Below are 21969 nucleotides of genomic sequence, written 5' to 3'. Positions count from 1 at the left end.
ATATGATCAAATAGCAGAAGCTGCGCAATTAGAACGACTGAAATAAAACTATATTTTTTTAATCCCAAAATCATAGAACTTTTCAAACAAATTATATAAGACCTTTTTTCGTTGTTTGAAGTAATTTTATATTACGATAATCAGAATACTAAATTCTTTTTAAAACAATTAAAACAGCAAAATCATGCAAAAGAACATTACACGTTTGTTAATGGTATTCGTAATACTATTTTCATTTACAAGTTGCGAAGTTATTGGAGACATTTTTAAAGCCGGAATGGGATTCGGAATTTTTATCGTAATCTTTATTGTTGCGATCATCATTTTCATTTTCGCTAAGCTTTTCGGCAGAAAATAAAACATAACAAAATCCCGTTGCTCCTGTAACGGGATTTTTTTTACCTCAATAATTTTTCACAAAGAATACCCCTCCACTGAAAGGTACTTCTTCTTCCCTCTTCATTTTTATTTTTCATTGCCAAAACAGGCGTCAAAAGCCTTGTCGTATTAAAGCGCTTTTCCTCGTCCGTTTTACTTTTTACTACTCACTATTTAGCACTTAAAAACCTCAAATTTCTGTTTTTTTCTACAGTTATCAATTAAAACCAACCACTTATAAATCGGTTATGGTTTTTTTATTTATCGTTCTTAAATTCAAACCACAAATTTACTAACGAAACTAAAATAATTGTAGAAAGTATGAAAAAAATGACGTCAAAAAAAGTCCGTACGGCACTTTTATTTTCTTTGAAAACATCGTTAAAGAAAAAACTAGCCGCTCTTTTTCTTATTGCTTCAGTATTGGATGTACAATCCGGAAATGATAGTAAGAAGCTAAAAACAGCGAATAAGCAGGTTGTAACTATCACACATGAAATTTCAAATCAGCAGAAAATTCATGGCATAGTCAAAGACCACACAGGTCTTCCCTTAATTGGAGTCACCATTGTAGTAAACGATAAACAACAAGCGACAACTACTGATTTTGATGGTAAATTCGAAATAACGGTTACTAACGGCGATGTATTGAGTTTTAGTTTTTTAGGTTTTAAGACTAAAAAAATTAAAATTACCGATCAGGTTTTACTCCATGTTACCCTGGAACCCAGTACCAAAGAACTGGATGAACTTATTTTGGTGGGCTACGGAAAGACTTCCCGTAACAAAATAACCGGTGCTGTCACAAAAGTCGATACCAAAGTATTGCAAAACACACAAAATGTATCTTTTGCTGATGCTTTAATTGGTGTAGTGCCGGGTTTATTTGTCCAGGAAAACTTTGCCTCTCCTGATGCACCGCCCTCCATCTTATTAAGAGGTGTTGGTTCTATAAGTGCGAGTACAGAACCGATGATAGTGGTAGATGGTGTTCAAATGCCGAGGTCGGGACTCGGAGCCTTTTCGTTAAATGCGGCAGACATAAAAGAAATCAGTATTCTGAAAGATGCTGCTTCAACTTCCATCTATGGATCTAAGGGAACTAACGGCGTTATCATCGTCACTACAAAAAGAGGTAACAGAAATGCAGGGTTACAGGTTAGTTTTAATACCAGATTGGGGTTAAAAAAAGCAGATGAATCCTTTACAAATGATTTAATGAATGGTTCCCAAAAATTAGATTATGAGGAATCATTAGGTTTTTATAAATCTAATCCGGCATTACTTCAGAAAAGAAGAAACTCCAATACTGATGTAAATTGGGCAGATCTTCTTTTAAAGAATGAAATCAACAGAGAAAACGACATTTCTTTTTCCGGAGGTTCAGACAAAATCAATTATTATACCTCTGTTACATATAATAATGTGGAAAATATCTTTGGCAGCCACTACAAAAGATACACGGCAACGACGCGGGTTGATTTTGATTGGGGTACCCGGTTCAAAGTCGGATTTTCAGGAAATTTCGGAAATGTAAACGAAGAAGATAAACGAACGATTGGCTCTCCTTTTTCGAATGCCTTTTTATTAAATCCGTGGCTAACTGTTTTTGATGAGAATGGAGATCCCCTGAGACTTCTGGATGTTGGTAATTCTTCCGGAATTCCTTATAACCCATTGTATGTTCGCGATAATACCAATGTAAGTGCCAACCGAAAAAACATTGGAGGAAGTGTCAACCTTACCTATACACCTTTTAGATGGTTAAGTTTGAATGGCGTTTTAGGAGCGAATTACAATAGTACAAAAAGCAGCAGTTTCGAAAAAGTCATAGTCAACGGAGGCGTATTAAGCTACGCCAACGGTGATAATAACAACTATACCGGAACGCTGACAGCAACGATAGCCAAAAAGTTTAAAAAACACAATTTTGACATCGTAATGGGTAATGAATTTAACGAATACGAAACGAACAGCCTTTCTGTTTTTGCCAGAGATTTCAATTCTGATGCGATACAAACCATCAGTGCTGCAAAAACCGTATCTACCCTTAGTGAAAGAAAATCCCATGCCGGTTCCTTATCTTATTTTTCCAGATTAAATTATTCATTTGACAATACTTATAATCTATCCTTATCCTGCAGGAGAGACGGATCTTCCCGTTTTGGGGACAATCATAAATATGCAAACTTCTGGTCTGTCGGAACTTCCTGGAATATCCATGATGATTTCTTCAAAGAGAGTATGCATGTAAGCTCTTTAAAATTAAGAGCCAGTATTGGTACTTCGGGCAATGATTTCATTGGAGATTTTGCTTCTCAGTCTTTATATGGTTACAGAAGCCAGATAAATTATGCCGGCAGCGCTGTACCTTACTTAACAAGAGGAGAAAACGCAGACTTAACCTGGGAAAAGAATAACAACAAGAACATTGGTCTGGATTATGGCTTGTTTAGAAATCGTATTTCCGGAACAATTGATTATTATATCAGAGACACCAAAGATTTATTGAACAGTAAACCACTTCCTTTAACTTCCGGTTTTACCGAATTGATTTCGAATGTTGGAGATTTCAGAAATGAGGGTATTGAAATAAGCCTTCACCTTTTAAATTTTAGAAACAAACATTTTTCATGGACCAGCGATTTTAATATTGCCTTTAATAAGGGAACCGTTTTATCCTTGTCGAATGAAAAAGATCTGCTGATAAATTCAGGATCTACGGTATTTAAAGAAGGCAGTGCCATACGGTCTTTTTATATCACGGACTGGGCAGGCGTAAATCCGAAAACAGGTTTTAATCAATATCGGTCAAAAGACGGGAAGCTGACAGACTACAACACGAACAGAACAGGCTCTAATACCAACGAGATTAACGGTCTGAGGCAAGTTGTCAATAAAACCTCTATACCTAAATATCATGGTGGTCTGACCAATACGTTTCAATTTAGAAACCTTGATATGTCGTTCCTGATCTCTTATGCCGGAGGCCATTACGTTTTAAATAAAGGCATTTATAACTTATACAACAACCCTGCTTTTAACCAACATGTTACTGTAGCAGCTGCGTGGAAAAATCCGGGCGATCAGGCAGATTTAGCCGTACGGCAGGTCTATCTGGCCCGGCCAACATCGGCCATGGTATCCGACTACAAAGCTTCTTCTCAGTTTCTTCAGGATGCGTCCTACATTAAATGGAAGAATATTACCCTGGGCTATACGCTCAACAAAATTGTCTCCGATAAAATAGGGATTCAGCGTTTACGAATTTACGTTCAGGGACAAAACCTGCTCACAAAAACAGCCGTGTCTTACATAGATCCGGAATATGCGACTGCCAGTGGCGGTATCGGACTTTCCTCTTCACTTCTAAGAGGGTACTCGTTTGGTCTTAATGCTAATTTTTAATAAACAAGATTATGAAAACAAATATAAAATTACTTTTTGCAGCAGCACTACTGGCTTTATATTCCGGCTGTTCTGATGATATTATACACAAACAGCCTCTGGACGAATTAGCTCCCGCTACGCTGCTTCAGACGGAAAGTGGTTTCAGAAGTGCTTTAGATGGCGTTTATGGCCTTATGAAACAAGACTTTAATGGGTATTCGTTTAGCATTTATACAATTCCAGAGGCCATTAGTGATGACCTTTTAGCCTCTTCAGATCCCAATGATTATTCTTTCGACAATAGCGTTGAAAGCTTATATCCGCTAACCTACAACAGTGCTACAGGCGCGATCGAAGGATTCTGGAGGATTTCCTACCAGGCAATTTATAATGTCAATACCATTATAAAACAGGCGAGATCAAGTTCGTTAAAAAACAAAGATGTCTTTTTAGGAGAAGCATTGGGTTTGCGTGCTTTATTATACTATAATCTCTATCGGTTCTATGCTCCTGCTTACAACACAAACAAAACCGCACTGGCAGTTCCTTACCGATTTGAAACTGATGCCTTACTGACAATCAAGCCCAGAAGCACGACACAGGAAGTTATTGGTTATGTTTTAGCTGATTTAAAGGAAGCCGCCGCATTAGCAAACAATACCGTTAATTCCTACCGAATATCCAAAACCGCTATTTACGCCTTAATGGCCAGAGTCTATCATGAAACCGCAGATTATAAAAATGCTGTCCTGAATGCTAATCTGGCATTAGCAGACAGCAGATATAAATTAGACAATACGTTAAGTGCTTTAGAAAAAGAATGGGATAAGGATGAATCTAACGAAATTATTTTCAGGATCCGTTTTGAAAAAACCGAGACCGCACAGACAGCAGCACTTCTGGCCATACCGGTTTATTCGAGTTATCCGTATTCGGTATCCGATGATTTACTAAACCTTTACGATAAAAATAAAGATATCCGATTTACAGTCTATTTTAAAAATCATCCCTTTATAAAAGGCAGTTATTATCCTAAAAAACAAGCCGGGACCAGAACCACCAACGCAGCTGCATTTGACCCCGGAAACATCGATTTAAAACTAATCAGAGTCCCTGAATTATATCTGATACTGGCAGAATCGTATTTACATGAAAACAGCAACAGTGCCGCATTGACAAATCTGAATAAACTTAGAAATGCACGTGGATTAGGTGATTATTCAGGAAATAATCTAAGCACCGAAATTTTAAACGAAAGAAGAAGAGAGTTAGCCTTTGAAGGTTTTAGATTTACAGACCTTAAAAGACTTGGATTGGGCTTTACAAGAACAGATGGCACGGGTTTACCTGCTCATGCTGATCGGTTTGCTTTGCCCATTCCCCAAACAGAAATTGACCGTTCTGGCCTTAAACCAAATCCCGGATATTAAAACAACTCATTCATTCGAATTGCCAGTTATTTCGGGAGCCAGAGCTTATAACCATAACGCTGGTTCCCGGAATGCTGTAAGTTTTCCCAAAGAATAATTTCCAACACTATAAATCCTTTAAATGAAAAAAGAAATAGTTCTGTTTTTTTTAGTTTTTATCTGTACCGTACTAACAGTACACGCACAACGTAAGGAAATCGCTAAGGTCACCATACTAAAGAATGGTTTTATATTTGATGATAAATTTGAATTACACAAAGGCAGCATCGTAATTACTGACGCTACAATTACAGCAATTTTATATGATGATAATCTAACCGATTATATCGGAGCAATTATAATTGACATTACCGGAAAATATGTACTTCCCGGATTAACAGATACACATGTACATTTGGCCACAGCACCTGATCCCGACAGGGAAAAGAATGCTAAATATATGAACGACCAGCTTTCCAGGATGATTGATGCCGGTATCACAACTGTCCGGGATATGACTGGTAATGCTATTATCCTGGCCGATTACAAACGAGCGTCTAACCTGAACCAAATACCCGCTCCCTCTATTTTTTATGCCGCGCAATTTGCAGGACCAGCCTATTTTACTTTAATGAGAAAACATTCTAAAGAAGATAAAGATACGCCCTGGGAACGCACTATTACCGACACAACAGATATTAAAATGGCCGTGGCAGAAGCTAAAGGTGCAGGTGTAACCGGGATCAAAATATATAATGACCTGAGTCCCCGTATCGTTAAAAAAATTGTAAAAGAGGCCAACAGACAAAAATTACAATGCTGGAGCCATGCAGCAGTATTTCCTGCTACACCAACCGCTGTTGCCGGGGCAAAAGTAAATTCCATGTCGCATGCGTTTGACATTCCCTATGATTTTTCGGAAGGAAAAATGGATCATCACAAAAAACCACCTGCTATCGATACCCTAAAAATGAATAAACTTTTACGTCTAATGAAAGCCAACGCTGTTATACTTGATGCAACCAACTATATGGGTACAAACAACAATTTTTTTGATGGTATGAAAGTAACTAAAAGAGCTCATGAACTTGGAGTAAGAGTATCAACAGGAACAGACTGGCCTTACTTATTTGAAGAAGCCGGCACTACTCCGTTATTCAAAGAAATAAAAATACTGACTACTGATTGTAATTTCAGCAATAGGGATGCATTGATAAGTGCTACTAAAATCGGAGCCGAAAGCATTGGGCTGAAAGACAGAGGTGTTCTGGAAGCGGGTAAACGTGCAGATATTTATATCACCAATTCAGATCCCGTACAAAACATTGAAAACTTAAAAGATGGTTTTATGACTATTAAGTCAGGGATTATCTATACCAAAAAATAAATACTGAATAAGTGCTGAGAGTTGCGATACTAAAACGAACTGGTTTAACCTCGAAAACCTGTAAAAAGAAAAAACACTTGCAAAACGATTTTTGCAAGTGTTTACTAAATATTTCTAATCCTTAATTAGTATTGATTCTTTACGACAACACGAATTACAGGTTGTACATTTTCTTTCTTTGCTCCTGAATTTTTTCATCTTCCAGATACTCGTCAAAAGTCATGTAACGGTCTATAACTCCGTTTGGTGTTAACTCCACTACCCTGTTACCAACCGTTTGTGCAAACTCGTGGTCATGTGTGGTAAAAATTACAGATCCTTTAAAGTTTTTTAGGGAGTTGTTAAAAGCCGTGATCGATTCCAGATCCAGGTGATTCGTAGGTTCGTCAAGCATCAGGATATTAGCGCGCTCCATCATCATTCTGGATAACATACAACGTACTTTTTCTCCTCCTGATAATACACGGCTTGTTTTTAAGGCTTCTTCTCCGGAGAAAATCATTTTTCCTAAAAACCCTCTGATAAATACCTCATCACGTTCCTCTTCTGTTTTTGCATATTGACGTAACCAGTCTACTAAACTCAAATCATTTTCAAAAAACGAATGGTTCTCCGCCGGCAAGTAGGCCTGATTGGTGGTAATTCCCCAGTCAAAATTCCCGGAATCTGCTTTTTGCTCATTATTTAAAATCTGGTAGAAAGCTGTTGTAGCACGTGAATCTTTCGAAAAAAGAACGATTTTGTCGCCTTTTGCCATATTCAGATGCACATCTTTAAATAAAACTTCTCCATCTACAGAAGCGCTTAAATTTTCCACATTCAGGATTTGATCTCCTGCTTCACGGTCCTGATCAAAAATGATCGCCGGATAACGACGGCTGGATGGTTTGATGTCTGAAATATTCAATTTAGAGATCATTTTTTTACGGGAAGTTGCCTGTTTCGATTTGGCAACGTTCGCACTAAAACGACGAATAAATTCTTCTAATTCCTGTTTCTTTTCTTCTGCTTTTTTGTTTTGCTGCGCACGTTGTTTTGCTGCTAACTGGCTGGACTCGTACCAGAAAGTATAGTTTCCTGAATAGTGATTTATTTTTCCGAAATCAATATCAGAAATATGGGTACAAACTGAATCTAAAAAGTGACGGTCGTGAGATACTACAATTACAGTATTTTCGTAATTTGCCAGGAAATTTTCTAACCAGGCGATTGTCTCGAAATCCAGATCGTTGGTAGGCTCATCCATAATAAGCAAATCCGGGTTTCCAAAAAGGGCCTGTGCCAAAAGCACACGTACTTTAATTTTTCCCTCAAGATCGCCCATTAAAGTATAATGGTGCTCTTCGTTGATTCCAAGGTTAGACAACATTGCAGCCGCATCAGAATCGGCATTCCATCCGTTCATTTCTTCAAACTGTACCTGAAGTTCCCCTATTCTGTCTGCGTTTTTATCGTTGTAATCCAGATAAAGTTCATCCATTTCTTTTTTAACAGCGTACAAAACTTTATTCCCCATCAAAACGGTTTCCAGGACAGTATGCTCGTCGAACATGTTGTGATTCTGGTTTAAAACCGACATACGTTTTCCGGGCTCTAAATGAATGTGGCCAGATGTTGGATCAATATCACCTGAAATGATTTTTAGAAAAGTAGATTTTCCAGCACCATTGGCTCCAATAACGCCGTAAATATTTCCGTGTGTGAATGTAGTATTTACTTCGTCAAACAAAATTCGTTTGCCAAATTGAACTGATAAATTATTGACTGTTAACATGAATGTCTTTTTAATTAATTTGGTGCAAAAGTACGGAAAAAGGTTCTAAGTTGCAAAGGTGCCAGGGTGCTAAGTTTTTCTACAAAAAATATTTTTCAGGCAAAGACGCAGAGACGCAAAGAAAACAATCATTTGGAGGAAATTTTCCGCGATAAGTTCATTTAAAATGCTATTAATTTCAAGGACATTTGAAAGGAAAAATCTTTGCGTAAAATATTTACCATGTAAGTTATATCAGTTCATTTAAGACTGAACTTGGTAACTTGAAAAAAACTTGCTCCTTTGCGTCTTTGTGGGATTATTTCAAATAAAGATCACATTGGTCAAAACAACAGTGAAGCACAGAAAATTTTGTCTGTAAATTTTCTAACATATAGGTGATGTAAGTTCATTTAAACTTAAAAATGCCAATAGGGAAAAACTTTACCCTTTCCAGGATTAATGAGTCGCAACTTTATTTTGCAACATAAACTTATATTAACTTAAATAACTTATATGGTTAAAAAAAACTAAAGTTTACTCTCCTTCGCCAATGCCACTTCCAGACTTTCGAAATTGGGCAAAACCTTAGAAATGAAACCTTCCTTATTGAGAATAAAATGCGTTGGAAAAGCATTTAAATCAAGTGTTTCATTCATGTAAATTTTCATATCGGGAATTACAGCGTATAATAATGGTTTTCTCGCTAAAAATACTTTTAATTGCTCTGGCGAATCTTCAGCTAGACTGACAAAGAGAATATCTTTCCGGTCTTTGTATTCCTCCACCAGACGATTTACCTGCGGAAATTCTTTTATGCAGGGCGTGCAGTGAATGTACCAGCATTTTATTACAATAATTTTCCCTTTCATCGTTTCGTTTGAAACTTCAGTTCCGTTTAAGTCTTTAAATGAAAATTTGGGGAAAGCTGTGCCTTCCATTTTATAGTTTTTAAGCGCATCAAAACCTATTTGATTGATGGTGGCTTTTATACTGGTATCTGAATTGGTCTGGATTTTAAACAGTTTATAATAGTAAATAGAATCGTCTGATTTTAACCGGATGGGAATAAAATTACCATTCGCCAACTGATCTAAAAAAGATTCTTTTGAAATTTCATTTGAAAGAACATGAAGTGCCACAAAATCTCTGGAAAGCATGATATTTTTGTTCTGATAGGCTGACCATCCGCTGAAATTCTTTTGAATCTGAGCTGGATCAACTTCCGGATTTCCAAATTTTGTCTGGGCTGTTGAAAAGTTAAATAATAAAAATATTATTAGTATGCTGATTGATCTTTGCATGAAATCTGGATGGAATAATTGAAGTTCAAAAGTACTTAAATTTAATTTGAAATGTTCGTACATGCTGAATTTTAACCGCAAAGATCGATGGGGAATTTGCGCAAGGTTCGCAAATTTTGATATGCTCTTTGATTTTAATAGTACACAGATTTTACAGATTAAACTGGTTTACACCGTTTTTCTTTTTTTTGTGTAGTTAGGAAAATGGCAAAACGTATTTTTAGTTAATTATTCACTTTAGGTAGAAAGGAAATATCCATAAAATACTTCTTTGGATTTTTTGGATCAATCATCACTTTGATTTCTTCCGTTTTTATAAAATCTGTCGGATCGAACCATATATTATCACTTTTAAAGATATATAATTCATTCGTATGCGTATCCAGCCACTGACTGTAAATCTGGAAGGGACTTCTGCCATTTACTTTATAGCTGTTATTAAATTGTACGCTGTCAAATTTTGTTGCAATACGCTTGCCATTATCAAGCAGGTATTGTGATCTCCTTTGTTTTAAATTTTTAAATAAAATAATGAAGAAACCCACTAAAGAGAAAACGGTTCCCAAAAAACCTACAATTAACGGACCAAACCATATCGACATAAAACCATTAATAGTAGCCTCTTTAGGATCACCAGGATCATACAAAACCTCAACCGTTTCACCTTCGTCATAACTTGGCGGATTACTGCTCACTGAAGAGGTAAATTCAATCTGCCTGCCTTCTTTGGTTGTAAAGGAGACTACGGGTTTATAGGTTGTAGAATTATCCGATCTGGACTCCAGTAATTCGATAACTGTTCCCTGAGCGCTGACTGCTTTTACTAAAAAAGCTTTTTTATTCTGATAAAGAAAAAAAGCCCCGGTCAGCAATCCCAGACCAACGACAAGAAATACGTATTTAAGAATAGAAAAGGTTTTCATATTTAGTTGTTTGATTTTGGCATGAACTTTTTTTTTACTAGAATTTTTGCACCCCAAAAGTACTTAAAAACATATCCTCATAATGTTCTGAATTAATCTTTTTATTTTTTATCTAATCTATTTCTCAGATAAATTATTTCGCTTTTTAAATTATCTATTTGTTCCTGATATAATTGTCTTTCCTTATCAAAAAGATCCATTATCGTTTTCATCTCATCCGGAGTTGTACTAACATGATCAGAAACTAATTTATCAAGCTTCTTTGTTTCGTGAAAGTCAATTATACTGCTAATTTCAAGATCAAAAATGGAAGCTATTTTTTTTAATTTTTCAAAATTAATCTTCGTCTTACCTCTTTCTATATCCGAATACGCCGCCTGAGATATGTTTAATAGATCAGCTACGTAGTCCTGAGAAAATCCCTTGATAATTCTAATCTTTCGTAAATTTTCTAAAAGCATTTTTTTTCTTACAAAAATAAGAAATAATTTACTTATTAAAATTATAAATGTAAAGTAAAACTTATATAAAATAAGTGTTTGTTATTTTATTTTTGGCACTACATAAATACTAGTCTGTACGGAATTGCTAAAAAAATGGAACATGGCATGGATTTAAAATGGTTTTTTAAGATTTTACTATTAATCCCAATAATAGTTCATTCTCAAAATAGAGAATTTAAGGATCGGGGTCCTAGTATTGAGGCTTCAGCCCTACTCCTGTTCCCTTACGATTTTAAGATCCCTTCAGAACATAATGAGATCTCCGAAACTAGTACTAAATCTAAAATACTGGGAACTGGTATACATTTAGATTACTATATTTCTAAACATTTTGCTTTTAGGGCAGGAACTGGCTACGAATTTATAAATCAGCCAAAAATTGATTATATCCCGGTTACTGGTGGGATTAAATGGGTCTTAAACGATACAAAAGAAAGTTTATCAACCTCTTTTGATTTAGGGGGGCATTTGGGACATGTTGAAAAATTCGGTGTCCTGATGCGAATAGGAGTCGGGTACAGATTCGTAATTTTCAAAAAGGTTCTCGGCAGTTTTGAATTGTGTTATTCCCATCAGAATTTATATAAAACATTTATTAATCAATCCAATCAAAAGGTCGATTATCATAATATTGAAAGTGCCGGATTTAAAGTGGGAATAGAAATTTATTAATAATTAAGACTATGAAAGTATCAAAAATAATGACACTTATCCTTATGTTGCTATTTGGGGGAAGAGTTTTTTCACAACAAAAAGAGACCGTGGAAAAATCAATTTTCGGCATACAAACCGGCTTTTTAGGTTTTTGGGTTAACAATGAAAGCAGATTATTATCTAATCTTTCATTAAAAAGCGAATTAGGTTTAGACGCAGGACTATTTGGAGGGAATTCAAATGACAAAATTGGCAGTGTAGCAGTTCCTGTTCTTACTTTAGAACCCAGATACTATTATAACATTCAAAAAAGAGCTGTTACTAGTAAAGTTACAGCTAACAACAGTGCAAATTTTATTGCGCTAAATTTAAAATACCAATCCGATGTAGATGTATTTGTTATTTCCAACAACAATGTTGATGTCATAAGTACTATTTCTATTATTCCAAAATGGAGTATCCGTCGAAACTTGGGAAATAATTTTCATTATGAAACTGGTTTTGGTGTTGGTTACCGACATTTTCTAGAAAAGATAAATAGCGAAAAAGGTGAAGTAACAGTTGATTTACATGTAAGAATAGGATATAATTTTTAAAATTTAAACTATAAAAAAACCCGACAATAAAATTGTCGGGTTCATAATGCGCTCCTTAAGGTGAAAACCAAATAACAAATCACCCCAATTCACTGCATTTATTCGAAATATAAAAACCAGATTAAAAAATAAATAACCAAACTCAATTTTAAACGTCCCAATTTTTTTATTTCTAAATTTTCCATTCTTCGTCGTAAACCTTAGTTTAAAAAGTTCATGACTTTGAATGATTTTTTATTTCCTGCTTTGTCAGTCACTATCACTATAAATAATTGTTTAGTGGAGAAACTTTGGTTTTGAAGCAGTACTTCTTTATTGTTCTGAATGTTTTTATGACTTACAATTGATTGTCCGATCGTATTAAACACATCCACCTGAGCAATATCTTCTGTTTCATTTGTAACTGATAAGGCATCATTTTTAAAATAAGCTATCGTGTTACTCTTCACTTCAATTTTGTCAAGAGACAATGTTTTTGCTGCCGACTGCGAAGCAAAATAAGCAGCATACGCTTTAGACAATTCAGATGAATTACCACAAGAAGAGGCATCCCAGTTTACAGACCATGTCATTAAACCTCTTAAAGAAGGATAGGGTCCGCCTGGCTGCATCGTGTACGTTCTTCCTGAAAAAGTGGTTCCGGTTCTTAAATAATGCATAGCATTAATTCCCTCTGTCGGCGTTAAATAACCGCTTCCTGCTGCACTTGGACAAGCTGGTAATGCAATAAGAACTTTTGAGGGCGTTAAACCATCAAAATGCATTCCGGTTGTACCAATGTTATATCCTTTTATTATCATATCAGTCAGGGCTGTTACCATGTTTGCTTTCTTAGCTGAACCATAATATTGACCATCTAATCCGTTTTCTCCTCCTGTATTATACAATTGTACCGCTAACAAATCCAATTCATTACGCAAGTTTTGAATGATTGGCAGGAAGGATCCAAAAGTATCCGTATAGGTAGAATAACCTCCTTGTACGTATTGTGTTTCCGGAGCTGCGGTTAATAAAAATCCAGGGCCATAGTACGTTTTTAACTCTTTGAAAGCATCTACTACGTTTTTTAATCTTGGATAAGCAGAAATACCGGCATAGGAAATATCTCTTAAACCTCCTGCATTAAAATTCATCGATCCGCCTTCAAAATCAATATCAACTCCGTCAAATTGATACTCATCAATAATGGCTTTCAGACCATTAACAAAAATATTTTTTTGAGCTACATTGTCCAGGACAACATGACCATTTTGACCTCCGATAGAGACAATAACAGGAACGCCGCTATCTCTTAAGGATTTTATATCATTTTTCAACAATTGCTTATTGAAAACTCCATTAGTCAGGTATCTGGTGTCATTTGTAGTTAATACTGGTGTATAACCATCACGATTCACTGTTTCTACGAAAGAGTAATCCACTACGTTGAACTTACTTCCAACCATTTGAGAAAAATATAAAAATGGAGCACCTGCATTTTCCCACGAATGTGCATATCCTAAAATAATTTTAGATGGAAGCGGGATAAATCTATTAGTGCTCACCGGAGCAATTTTAATTGTATTGTTTAAGGTAGTTACAGCAGCTCTGTTATCGGTCGCTTTGATTACAACCGGATAATCCTGATAAGCAGCTGGTGTAAAATTGTACGTATAGGTATTATTTGCACCTGCCGTCATGTTAAATGTGCCACCATTTATTGTAATGGTAACACCTGAAACCGATCCGTCACTATCAACAGCTTTAACTGAAATTGGTACCACCTGGAAAGAACTTTGGTTTACAGTAGTATTCGATGGTGAATTCCAGGTAATAACAGGTACTGCATTCGGGCAGTTTGCACCTGAACAATTTAATGTAAAACTATATGTTTTTGAATCTGTTGTTCCGTTTGAAGCAGTAGCCGTAACGGTTAACGTATGAGCAAGCGAAAACTGATTTGCTGCCGGTGTCCAGATCGCTGTATAAGTTCCCGAAGAATTGGCAGCACTCAGGCTTTGTCCATCTAAACTAAATACAACAGAGGAGATTGTAGTGGCATCAGCAGCACTTAATCCAACACTTGCAACAAAATTAATTGCTGATCCTAAATTAATAGCAATCGCCGAAGCTGTTGGTGCTGTTATGGTAACCACTGGCTTAGTTGCAACTACCGCTTGTCTGTTAAAATTATAAACCGTTGGAGTTGTTGGAACTGCAAAGTTGGCTAAGTTATTTGGATAATACGTCACTTCACCATTTTCCCATGAATTCAATTTCAAACTTAAAACCTGTGTATACCCTGCTACAACTGAATTATCAAAAGTATAATTTCCTGATGCATCTGTTGTGGCCAAAACACTTTTCCAGTTATGTGTATTGTCTGTCCACGGTAAAACAATTTCTACTTTTGCACCAGCAACGGGAGTTGTTCCGTTTTTAACCGATCCGCTGATTAAATTTACAGCGGCAGCCAAAGCTGATTTTGCGGTAGAACTTGTATTAAAGTTGTAAACCGTTGGGTTTGCAGGAACAGCAAAGTTCGCCAGGTTATTAGGGAAATAGCTTACTTCACCATTTTCCCAGCTGTTTAATTTAAGACTTGTAACGGTATTATAACCCGCTACAACCGAATTGTCAAAGCTGTATTTTCCTTGTGCATCTGTTATGGCAATAACACTTTTCCAGTTGTGTGTATTGTCTGTCCACGGCAAAACGATTTCTACTTTTGCACCAGCAACCGGTGTTGATCCGTTTTTAACTGTTCCGCTAATTTTACTGGTAGGAACTACAATTACGTTTTGTGTAAAGTTTAATGTTTTGCTGGCTGTTAAATTTGTATAAACTGTGGAAGCCGGCGTGTAGGTTTGTCCTGCCAAAGCTGCTGTTACAGTATAATTTCCGCCTGACGGTAAATTCGCTATTGAATAAACGCCGCTTGAATTTGAAGTTGCCGTAAAAGTTCCGGCTGTTGAAGTTGCCGTAACTGTTACACCGGCAACTGGAGCTGATCCGTTCAAAACAGTTCCGCTTACGGTATAATAAACAACTGGTGCGCCTTGGGCAAAATTCAACGTTTTGTTCGCATCGATTGCAGTATAAACGGTTGAAGTTGGCGTGTAGGAGAATCCTGTTTTTGCAGCTGTAACCGTAAAGTTAAGTCCGGCTGTTAAACCCGCAACGCTATAAACTCCGCTTGCATTGGAAACCGCCGTTAAAACGGTCGCTCCTGACGCAGCTGTCACGGTAACACCTGATACAGGAGTTGCGCCGTTCAGTACAGTTCCGCTCACGGTATACAAAGGCTGGCTTCCGTTGATGACAACAGCAGTCTGATTAACGGTCACGTTTGTCAAAGTTACAGGCGTAAAAGTATAAGTCGCTTTTAAGGCTGTAAGGATATAATTTTGTCCTGAAGTTAAATTGCTGAATGTAAAATTACCTCCTGTAGCAACTACGGTTTGCAATACTACATTACTGGCGTTACGCAATTCAACTGTAACATTCGGAACTAAAGCTGCTCCGTTTTTTACAGCACCTGAAATGCTTACCGTTCCCGGAACAACGCTTCCAAATGAAGTATCTACCTGAGTTAATAAGGAGTTTGGAACCGAACCTCTGGTGTCCTGGGATAATTCCCAAACCATACCTCCGGCAAGATTTCTTGATTTGATATACTGCACTTTTAAATCCATTGATTGTTTATCTTCATAGCTGATAAACTGTTTTAAAGTGGCATTGTATAAATAAGGCACTTTGGTTGTATTGTCAAAATAACGTACCCATCCTGCAGCTGCAGCCGTTGGCGTAACCAACATGGTAGTCGGATCTAAGTAAGCGTGTGAATTGGTTACCGGATTTCCGACTAAATCGCAAATTTCGATACTTCCTGATTTTTCACAGGCTGCGGGACCGTCCCATGTTCCTGTCGGATTTTGTGGGTTGGTACATCCTGAGACTATATCTCTTGGTGCCGAAACGAATAATCCGTTGGTTGAATTGGTGGCTACATGATCAAATTTTTTACCGTAAAAAGGCAATCCCATGATCAGTTTATTCGCCGGAAATCCTACCACATTTAAGTATTGACTGGTCAGTTCATCCAGTGATTCGGATTGTGTCGCTCCGTAGAGTGGATCGTTTGTGTTTCCGCTGGCATATAATGGTGCATTGTAGCAGGTCTTATCATACCAGTTTCCACCAAAATCATAGCCAAAATAAGTAATGTAATCACAATATGTCGAAATGTCTTCTGTCATTCCGTATTGTGCTCTGTTCGATGGGCCTAAATATTGCTGCGCCACTTTTCTGACATTGTTTCCGGCTGCAATCGTAACCAATTTATTGGGCATTGCCTGACGCATTGCTTTCAACAAATAAACCAGATTTTTGTTGTCGTCCGGGCTGTACTTTTGTGGAGGAATTGGCGCTCCGTTAATCACTTCGGTACCGTCTGTTCCTCCGGAAAGAGGATATTCCCAGTCAATATCGAATCCGTCAATAAAGGGATAAGTAATAATGAAGTTCGCCATATCTGCAGCTAAAGCGGCTCTTGCTACCGGGCTGGCGGCAATTGGAGAAAGATCCTGACCTTTGGTCCATCCTCCGACAGAAATTAAAATTTTTAAATGCGGATACTTTTCTTTTAACTTTTTCAAGTCATAAAAGTTCCCTTTTACAGGGGCATCCCACGGAATTCCGCCTTCCATATGCTCAAAATCAGCATAGGTATCCAAACAATGAAGTTTTGTATTCTCCGGATGGGCAGGGTCAAAAGTTGTCCCATAAAAAGAATAATTCAAATGCGTCAATTTACTTCCATCAATTTTCGGAACGTTGAAATCCCGGGCATAAATAGACCATTGCGCATAATATCCCACTACTTTCTTACCGTGAGCTGGTTGGGCTGACGCTAGTAAGGGAAACAATAACAATAAAAGCAATCTGTAATAATGTTTCATAATTAATAAATATTGGTTAATAGAAAAAAATATTCCAATTACAATCACTTACATACTGAAATTCAGCACATAAAAACGATAATCGGGATTCAACTGACTGCAAATGGAAACTTTGCAATCATTGGAAATTAATTCGATTTACTTCTATAAATAAATATTACTATTACTGATTCTACCATAATCATTAGCAAATAGTATTGATTGATATTTATGTATACTTCTTTTTTAAAAAATTAGTAATAAATAAAAAAAAGATAAATTTGGGGGGCAATTCTACTTTCTAAAATTCTACTTTATTGTCATGTTTTTGGGTATTCTCTTATTTGGTTTTTAAAGGTTAATAAATATTTTAATGGTTATTTCTATTATTGATTCTGAATTTATTTCTGAAGTTTAAAAGAGCCGTTATAAATTCGTTACTATAATTATCTCTACCAGAAACGTTCTGATAGAGATAACTAAACAATCTGGTATCTTAAACTTACTAACTACTAATTCAAACCAAACTTTTATATTAATTTCTTTAAACTTTTGTAAACGGCCAGCTCCACATCTGCATGGTCTTTGGAGTCACATTCTTCTACGAGTTTTTTCAGGTCATCTGCTTTTAACGCTGACTTATTATCCAAAACAAGCAATAATTGTTCTGATACATCATTGAGCTTTTTAGCTAAAGGCAATATAGGCTGCACTAAAGGCGCATTGGCACTCAATTCCTTTAAACTTTTGTTGACGGCAATCCATTTGTTTAAATAGGCCGCTACTTTTGCTTTATTCTCTGTCGATTTATTGGTTAGATATTGATTCACTGCATCATCGAAGGCCAAAGCATCCTTAGCATCCGGTGTACAGGCATCTGCAAAAAGGGTAAACGGAGAGTACATCTGATACTCAGTTCCGCCTTTATTGCGTTTGTATCCTTTTAACGGCTCACAAACATTCGAAAATTCGCTTAGCGGTTTTATGCTCTGATTGTTAGCGATATTTCTTAAGATAACTGCTTTATTGCGAATGTGTGTCAATCCAAGTTCTTCAAGCCTGAAAGAAACTACATCCAGACGCTTGCGCATGTTTGCGACGTCGGTAACCGTTTCGGCAGACCAGAGTCTTTCGGCAATTGCTGCTGTTCTTGGCCAAACTCTTGAATCTATGGTTGTCGGCGTTGCAAGCTCGGTCCACATGGTGGCTTCTCCTCCTAAAATCCTTGCTTTTTCCTCGGCAGATAAATCGGCTCCTTTTGGCATCGGGTCATTCATATAATGACTTTCTACCGGATACATCAAATCGATATAATATCCGTTCGACAAAACTGTTTTGTATCCTTTTTTTACGGCGTCAACTAATGACTGTCCTGCAATAACTCCTTCATTTGGTCCTCTCCACGAATGTATGATCGCTTCTTTTGACATGTTTTTTGTCAAAATTTCTTCCCATCCCATCAGTTGTTTGCCATGTTTTTTAAGCATGGGTACCAACTGCATCGTGAAATACGTTTGCAATTCGTGATTGTTAGCTAACTTATTTTTCTTTTTAAACTCCTGAATTTTTGGATTTGCGTCCCAATCTTTCCCTTCGTTTTCATCTCCCCCGATATGAAAATAAGACCCGGGAAATAGAGGGCACACTTCGTCAAATAATTCACTAAGTAATTGATATGTTTTAGGATTTGAAGGATCTAATGTTGGCGAAAAAATACCGGCATTTCTTTCAATTCCATAGGTCGCAATAGCGGTTCCCTGAATATTTTTTTCTGAAGTTCCTCCAGTCAGCGTAATCACTTTACTGCCAATTTCCGGGTAAGCGGTTAATATGGCTGATCCGTGGCCGGGAACATCTATTTCCGGAACTATTAAAATACCGCGCTCATCAGCATATTTTACGATATTTTTAATTTCCTCTTGTGTATAATACAATCCATCCGAAGCCAGTTCTATTAGTTTTGGATGTTTTTTTGTTTCAATTCTCCATCCCTGATCGTCTACTAAGTGCCAGTGAAAAACGTTCATCTTCATAGCTGCGAGCGCGTCAATATTTCTTTTGATCACATCAACCGGCTGGAAATGCCTTGCCGCATCGATCATCAGGCCTCTCCAGGTAAATCTTGGAAAATCTGAAATTTGGGAATTTGGGAAATAAAATGAGGTACCATTATTCTGTACCAATTGCAACAACGTTTCAAGGCCGTGTAATGCTCCTAAATCGCTGGTTGCATTTATTGTAATTTTGTTCTGACTGATATCTAAATGGTAACTTTCATCTTCATATAAGGCAATCTTTCCGCTTTTGGTACAGTTGATCTGTAACTCCGCTGTGGGAACTTCATTTAATTTTGCAATAAAACCCTGTTCGAAAAAAATACCGGTTCTACCATCTAAGCGACGTAAAAAACGTGTTACACCGCCAAAGATTCTTGGATTTGGATTTCCGGTGATGTTTACCTTAAAATTTCTGGTTAAAGTAAAACTACCGTCATTTAATACAATACTCTGAGGCCAGGGCATAAGGTTGAGCTGCTCTTTCTGAATCTGAGCGCCGGAGGTGAAACCCGCTAATAGTAGGACTAATAAATATTTCATTTTAATGTTTTTGAAAGATGTTATCCGGAGATAACATTAATAAATAGATAAAAGAAACAAAACTCAGAAGGATCTCTGGTGAACCTCACTTTCCTTATGAGATCCATCTGATTTTTGTAATTTGATTCGCTCTCACCCGAATCGGTTTAAAAAACAACTTTAGTAATCAAAACGTTTAAAGGCTTCAATTGCTTCATATTCAGCCAAACCTAATTCATCGTATAAGATGGCTGTATTTTTATTACGGTCTTCTGCCCTCACCCAAAATTCCCTGGAGTCATTTCCCTGAAACATTACTCTGTCTTTTTGGGACTGGTGGTATAAAATAGCGTGACGTTTCAATAATACTTCTGATGGAGAAAGCGGAACGGCCATATCAATTTCGTGAATGTCCCATTCGTGCCATGCTCCTCTGTATAACCACAACCAGCAGTCATCCATGTATTTTTCCGGCTTCAGTGCTGCCATTGCTGCAAAGATTGCGTTCAGGCAGACTTCATGTGTTCCGTGCGGATCAGCAAGATCGCCTGCTGCAAATACCTGATGTGGTTTTATCCTGGCAATGATATCCTTTACAATGGCAATATCTTCAGAGCCTAACGGGTTCTTTTTAACTTGTCCTGTTTCGTAAAAAGGCAGATCCAGAAAGTGTGTATTTTCGTCTTTTAAGCCAATATATCGCGTAGCTGCATACGATTCTCTTCTTCTGATCAGTCCTTTTAATTTTCGAACCTCCAATGAATCAATCTCGTTCTCTGATTTACTGTTCAAAAATTCAATTACAGCTTTAAAGTTTATTGCACTGGTTGCGTCACCAACAAAATCTTTGGCAACTTCAGCAAATTTTAAGGCTTCGTCGTCTGTAACGGCTATATTTCCGGAGGTTTGATATACTACGTGTACATCATGCCCTTGTTTTATCAATTTTGAAAAAGTTCCTCCCATAGAAATGACATCATCATCAGGGTGTGGACTAAAAAGAATCACTCTTTTTTTGGCCGGATCGGCTCTTTCCGGACGATGTGAATCGTCGGTATTTGGTTTTCCGCCTGGCCATCCGGTAATGGTATGCTGCAAAACGTTGAACATATTGATGTTCAGATCATAAGCAGAACCTTCTTGTGCCAAAAGATCAGACATTCCGTTATTGTTGTAATCACGGTCTGTTAATTTTAAAATAGATTGTTTCGTTTTTTGGCATAACCAAACAATCGCTTTGCTTTTTAATTCTTGTGTCCAGATACATTCTCCTACTAACCAGGGTGTTTTAAAACGGGTTAATTCTACTGCTGCCGACTGATCCAGTACGAAAGTGGCATTGGGATGGTTTTGTAAAAAAGTGGCAGGAACTTCTGAACTGATATCACCCTGAACAGTTCTTTTGATGATATCGGCCTTATTTTGTCCCCAGGCCATTAATACAATTCTTTTTGATCTCATGATGGTAGAAACTCCCATGGTAATCGCCCTTTTCGGAACGTTGTCTATACCATTAAAATCAGACGAGGCATCTACTCTTGTAATGTGATCCAGTGTTATGATACGTGTTCCGGAGTTGATATGTGATCCCGGCTCATTGAACCCTACGTGACCCGTACGTCCAATACCTAATAATTGAAAATCAAGACCGCCTGCGTTTTTAATATTCATTTCGTAATCGATACAATACTGATTGAGTTCTTCGATTGCAACGGTACCATCCGGAATATTAACATTTTCTGGTTTAATATCAATATGATTAAAAAGATGCTGGTGCATGAAATAGTGATAGCTCTGATTGTTCTCTTTTGTCATCGGATAATATTCATCCAGGTTAAAAGTGATCACGTTGCTAAAACTCAGGCCTTCTTCTCTGTGCATTCGCACCAATTCTTCATATACTTTTATAGGAGAAGAACCTGTTGCTAAACCTAATACGCAAGATTTGCCTTTCTCTTGTTTAGATCTGATTAACTGAGCGATTTCATGTGCTACAATTAGGGAAGCTTCCGCAGAATTTTTGAAGATTTCATTATGGATTTTTTCAAATCTGGTTTCTTCAAATTTTCCCGCGCTTTTATAGCTGATATCAGGTTTAATTTCTAAAGCACTTTTCATTTTTTTCTTTTTATAGTAATTACCCTTTTGGTTTATGAAATGGTATAAGTAACTCTCAT

Annotated in this window: 13 protein-coding genes; 6 read left to right on the top strand and 7 right to left on the bottom strand. The window is 36.9% G+C overall.

Annotation, left to right across the window (positions count from 1 at the left end):
• Positions 1-184 precede the first annotated feature (184 nt).
• From D0817_RS26015 to D0817_RS12830, 4 genes are all read left to right on the top strand, one after another.
• Entirely contained in the window at positions 185-358 is a 174-nt protein-coding gene (locus tag D0817_RS26015; protein ID WP_164502527.1) for a hypothetical protein, read from the top strand.
• Between the two features lie 341 nt (positions 359-699).
• A complete protein-coding gene (locus D0817_RS12840) occupies positions 700-3786 on the top strand; it encodes a SusC/RagA family TonB-linked outer membrane protein (protein WP_238160869.1) in 3087 nt (1028 codons plus the stop codon).
• A gap of 11 nt (positions 3787-3797) precedes the next feature.
• On the top strand, positions 3798-5198 hold the full coding sequence (locus D0817_RS12835; RefSeq protein WP_127338771.1) for a RagB/SusD family nutrient uptake outer membrane protein: 1401 nt from the start codon (positions 3798-3800) through the stop codon (positions 5196-5198).
• A gap of 121 nt (positions 5199-5319) precedes the next feature.
• Positions 5320-6564, top strand: a complete 1245-nt coding sequence (locus D0817_RS12830) for an amidohydrolase family protein (protein ID WP_127338770.1) — start codon at positions 5320-5322, stop codon at positions 6562-6564.
• A 154-nt stretch (positions 6565-6718) separates the two neighbouring features.
• On the opposite strand, the gene D0817_RS12825 is transcribed toward D0817_RS12830, so the two are convergent.
• The 4 genes from D0817_RS12825 to D0817_RS12810 form a co-directional block, all read right to left on the bottom strand.
• Entirely contained in the window at positions 6719-8338 is a 1620-nt protein-coding gene (locus D0817_RS12825) for an ABC-F family ATP-binding cassette domain-containing protein (protein ID WP_127338769.1), read from the bottom strand.
• Positions 8339-8847: 509 nt separating this feature from the next.
• Positions 8848-9684, bottom strand: coding sequence for a TlpA family protein disulfide reductase (locus D0817_RS12820; RefSeq protein ID WP_238160868.1), 837 nt, complete (start codon positions 9682-9684; stop codon positions 8848-8850).
• A 161-nt stretch (positions 9685-9845) separates the two neighbouring features.
• The gene (locus tag D0817_RS12815) at positions 9846-10544 is read right to left on the bottom strand and encodes a DUF3592 domain-containing protein (RefSeq protein WP_127338768.1); all 699 of its coding nucleotides are present in this window, start codon (positions 10542-10544) and stop codon (positions 9846-9848) included.
• Positions 10545-10645: 101 nt separating this feature from the next.
• Complete coding sequence (locus D0817_RS12810) at positions 10646-11005, bottom strand: helix-turn-helix domain-containing protein (protein ID WP_127338767.1); 360 nt, start codon at positions 11003-11005, stop codon at positions 10646-10648.
• Between the two features lie 147 nt (positions 11006-11152).
• Here D0817_RS12810 and D0817_RS12805 point away from each other — a divergent pair, with 147 nt between their 5' ends.
• Both D0817_RS12805 and D0817_RS12800 read left to right on the top strand, forming a co-directional pair.
• Positions 11153-11719, top strand: a complete 567-nt coding sequence (locus tag D0817_RS12805; RefSeq protein ID WP_127338766.1) for a hypothetical protein — start codon at positions 11153-11155, stop codon at positions 11717-11719.
• 11 nt (positions 11720-11730) lie between these two features.
• Positions 11731-12297, top strand: a complete 567-nt coding sequence (locus D0817_RS12800; protein ID WP_127338765.1) for a hypothetical protein — start codon at positions 11731-11733, stop codon at positions 12295-12297.
• A gap of 200 nt (positions 12298-12497) precedes the next feature.
• Here D0817_RS12800 and chiA read toward each other — a convergent pair whose 3' ends face one another.
• The 3 genes from chiA to nagB form a co-directional block, all read right to left on the bottom strand.
• Positions 12498-17237, bottom strand: a complete 4740-nt coding sequence (gene chiA / locus D0817_RS12795; protein WP_127338764.1) for a T9SS-translocated chitinase ChiA — start codon at positions 17235-17237, stop codon at positions 12498-12500.
• Between the two features lie 509 nt (positions 17238-17746).
• Positions 17747-19813, bottom strand: a complete 2067-nt coding sequence (locus D0817_RS12790) for a beta-N-acetylhexosaminidase (RefSeq protein ID WP_127338763.1) — start codon at positions 19811-19813, stop codon at positions 17747-17749.
• A 159-nt stretch (positions 19814-19972) separates the two neighbouring features.
• Positions 19973-21910, bottom strand: a complete 1938-nt coding sequence (gene nagB, locus D0817_RS12785) for a glucosamine-6-phosphate deaminase (RefSeq protein ID WP_127338762.1) — start codon at positions 21908-21910, stop codon at positions 19973-19975.
• Positions 21911-21969 lie beyond the last annotated feature (59 nt).

The sequence above is a fragment of the Flavobacterium cupreum genome (assembly GCF_003996965.1).
GTDB lineage: Bacteria > Bacteroidota > Bacteroidia > Flavobacteriales > Flavobacteriaceae > Flavobacterium > Flavobacterium cupreum.
The sequence above is the reverse complement of the archived record's forward strand: the minus strand, read 5'-3'. Positions and strand labels throughout refer to the sequence as shown.

Excerpts from the sequence above, each read along its gene's own strand:
- D0817_RS12815 (WP_127338768.1), bottom strand. The coding sequence starts at position 10,544 with ATGAAAACCTTTTCTATTCTTAAATACGTATTTCTTGTCGTTGGTCTG.
- D0817_RS12805 (WP_127338766.1), top strand. The coding sequence starts at position 11,153 with ATGGATTTAAAATGGTTTTTTAAGATTTTACTATTAATCCCAATAATA.
- D0817_RS12810 (WP_127338767.1), bottom strand. The coding sequence starts at position 11,005 with ATGCTTTTAGAAAATTTACGAAAGATTAGAATTATCAAGGGATTTTCT.
- D0817_RS12830 (WP_127338770.1), top strand. The coding sequence starts at position 5,320 with ATGAAAAAAGAAATAGTTCTGTTTTTTTTAGTTTTTATCTGTACCGTA.
- D0817_RS12835 (WP_127338771.1), top strand. The coding sequence starts at position 3,798 with ATGAAAACAAATATAAAATTACTTTTTGCAGCAGCACTACTGGCTTTA.
- D0817_RS12825 (WP_127338769.1), bottom strand. The coding sequence starts at position 8,338 with ATGTTAACAGTCAATAATTTATCAGTTCAATTTGGCAAACGAATTTTG.
- D0817_RS12800 (WP_127338765.1), top strand. The coding sequence starts at position 11,731 with ATGAAAGTATCAAAAATAATGACACTTATCCTTATGTTGCTATTTGGG.
- nagB (WP_127338762.1), bottom strand. The coding sequence starts at position 21,910 with ATGAAAAGTGCTTTAGAAATTAAACCTGATATCAGCTATAAAAGCGCG.
- D0817_RS12840 (WP_238160869.1), top strand. The coding sequence starts at position 700 with ATGAAAAAAATGACGTCAAAAAAAGTCCGTACGGCACTTTTATTTTCT.
- D0817_RS12790 (WP_127338763.1), bottom strand. The coding sequence starts at position 19,813 with ATGAAATATTTATTAGTCCTACTATTAGCGGGTTTCACCTCCGGCGCT.
- D0817_RS26015 (WP_164502527.1), top strand. The coding sequence starts at position 185 with ATGCAAAAGAACATTACACGTTTGTTAATGGTATTCGTAATACTATTT.
- chiA (WP_127338764.1), bottom strand. The coding sequence starts at position 17,237 with ATGAAACATTATTACAGATTGCTTTTATTGTTATTGTTTCCCTTACTA.
- D0817_RS12820 (WP_238160868.1), bottom strand. The coding sequence starts at position 9,684 with ATGTACGAACATTTCAAATTAAATTTAAGTACTTTTGAACTTCAATTA.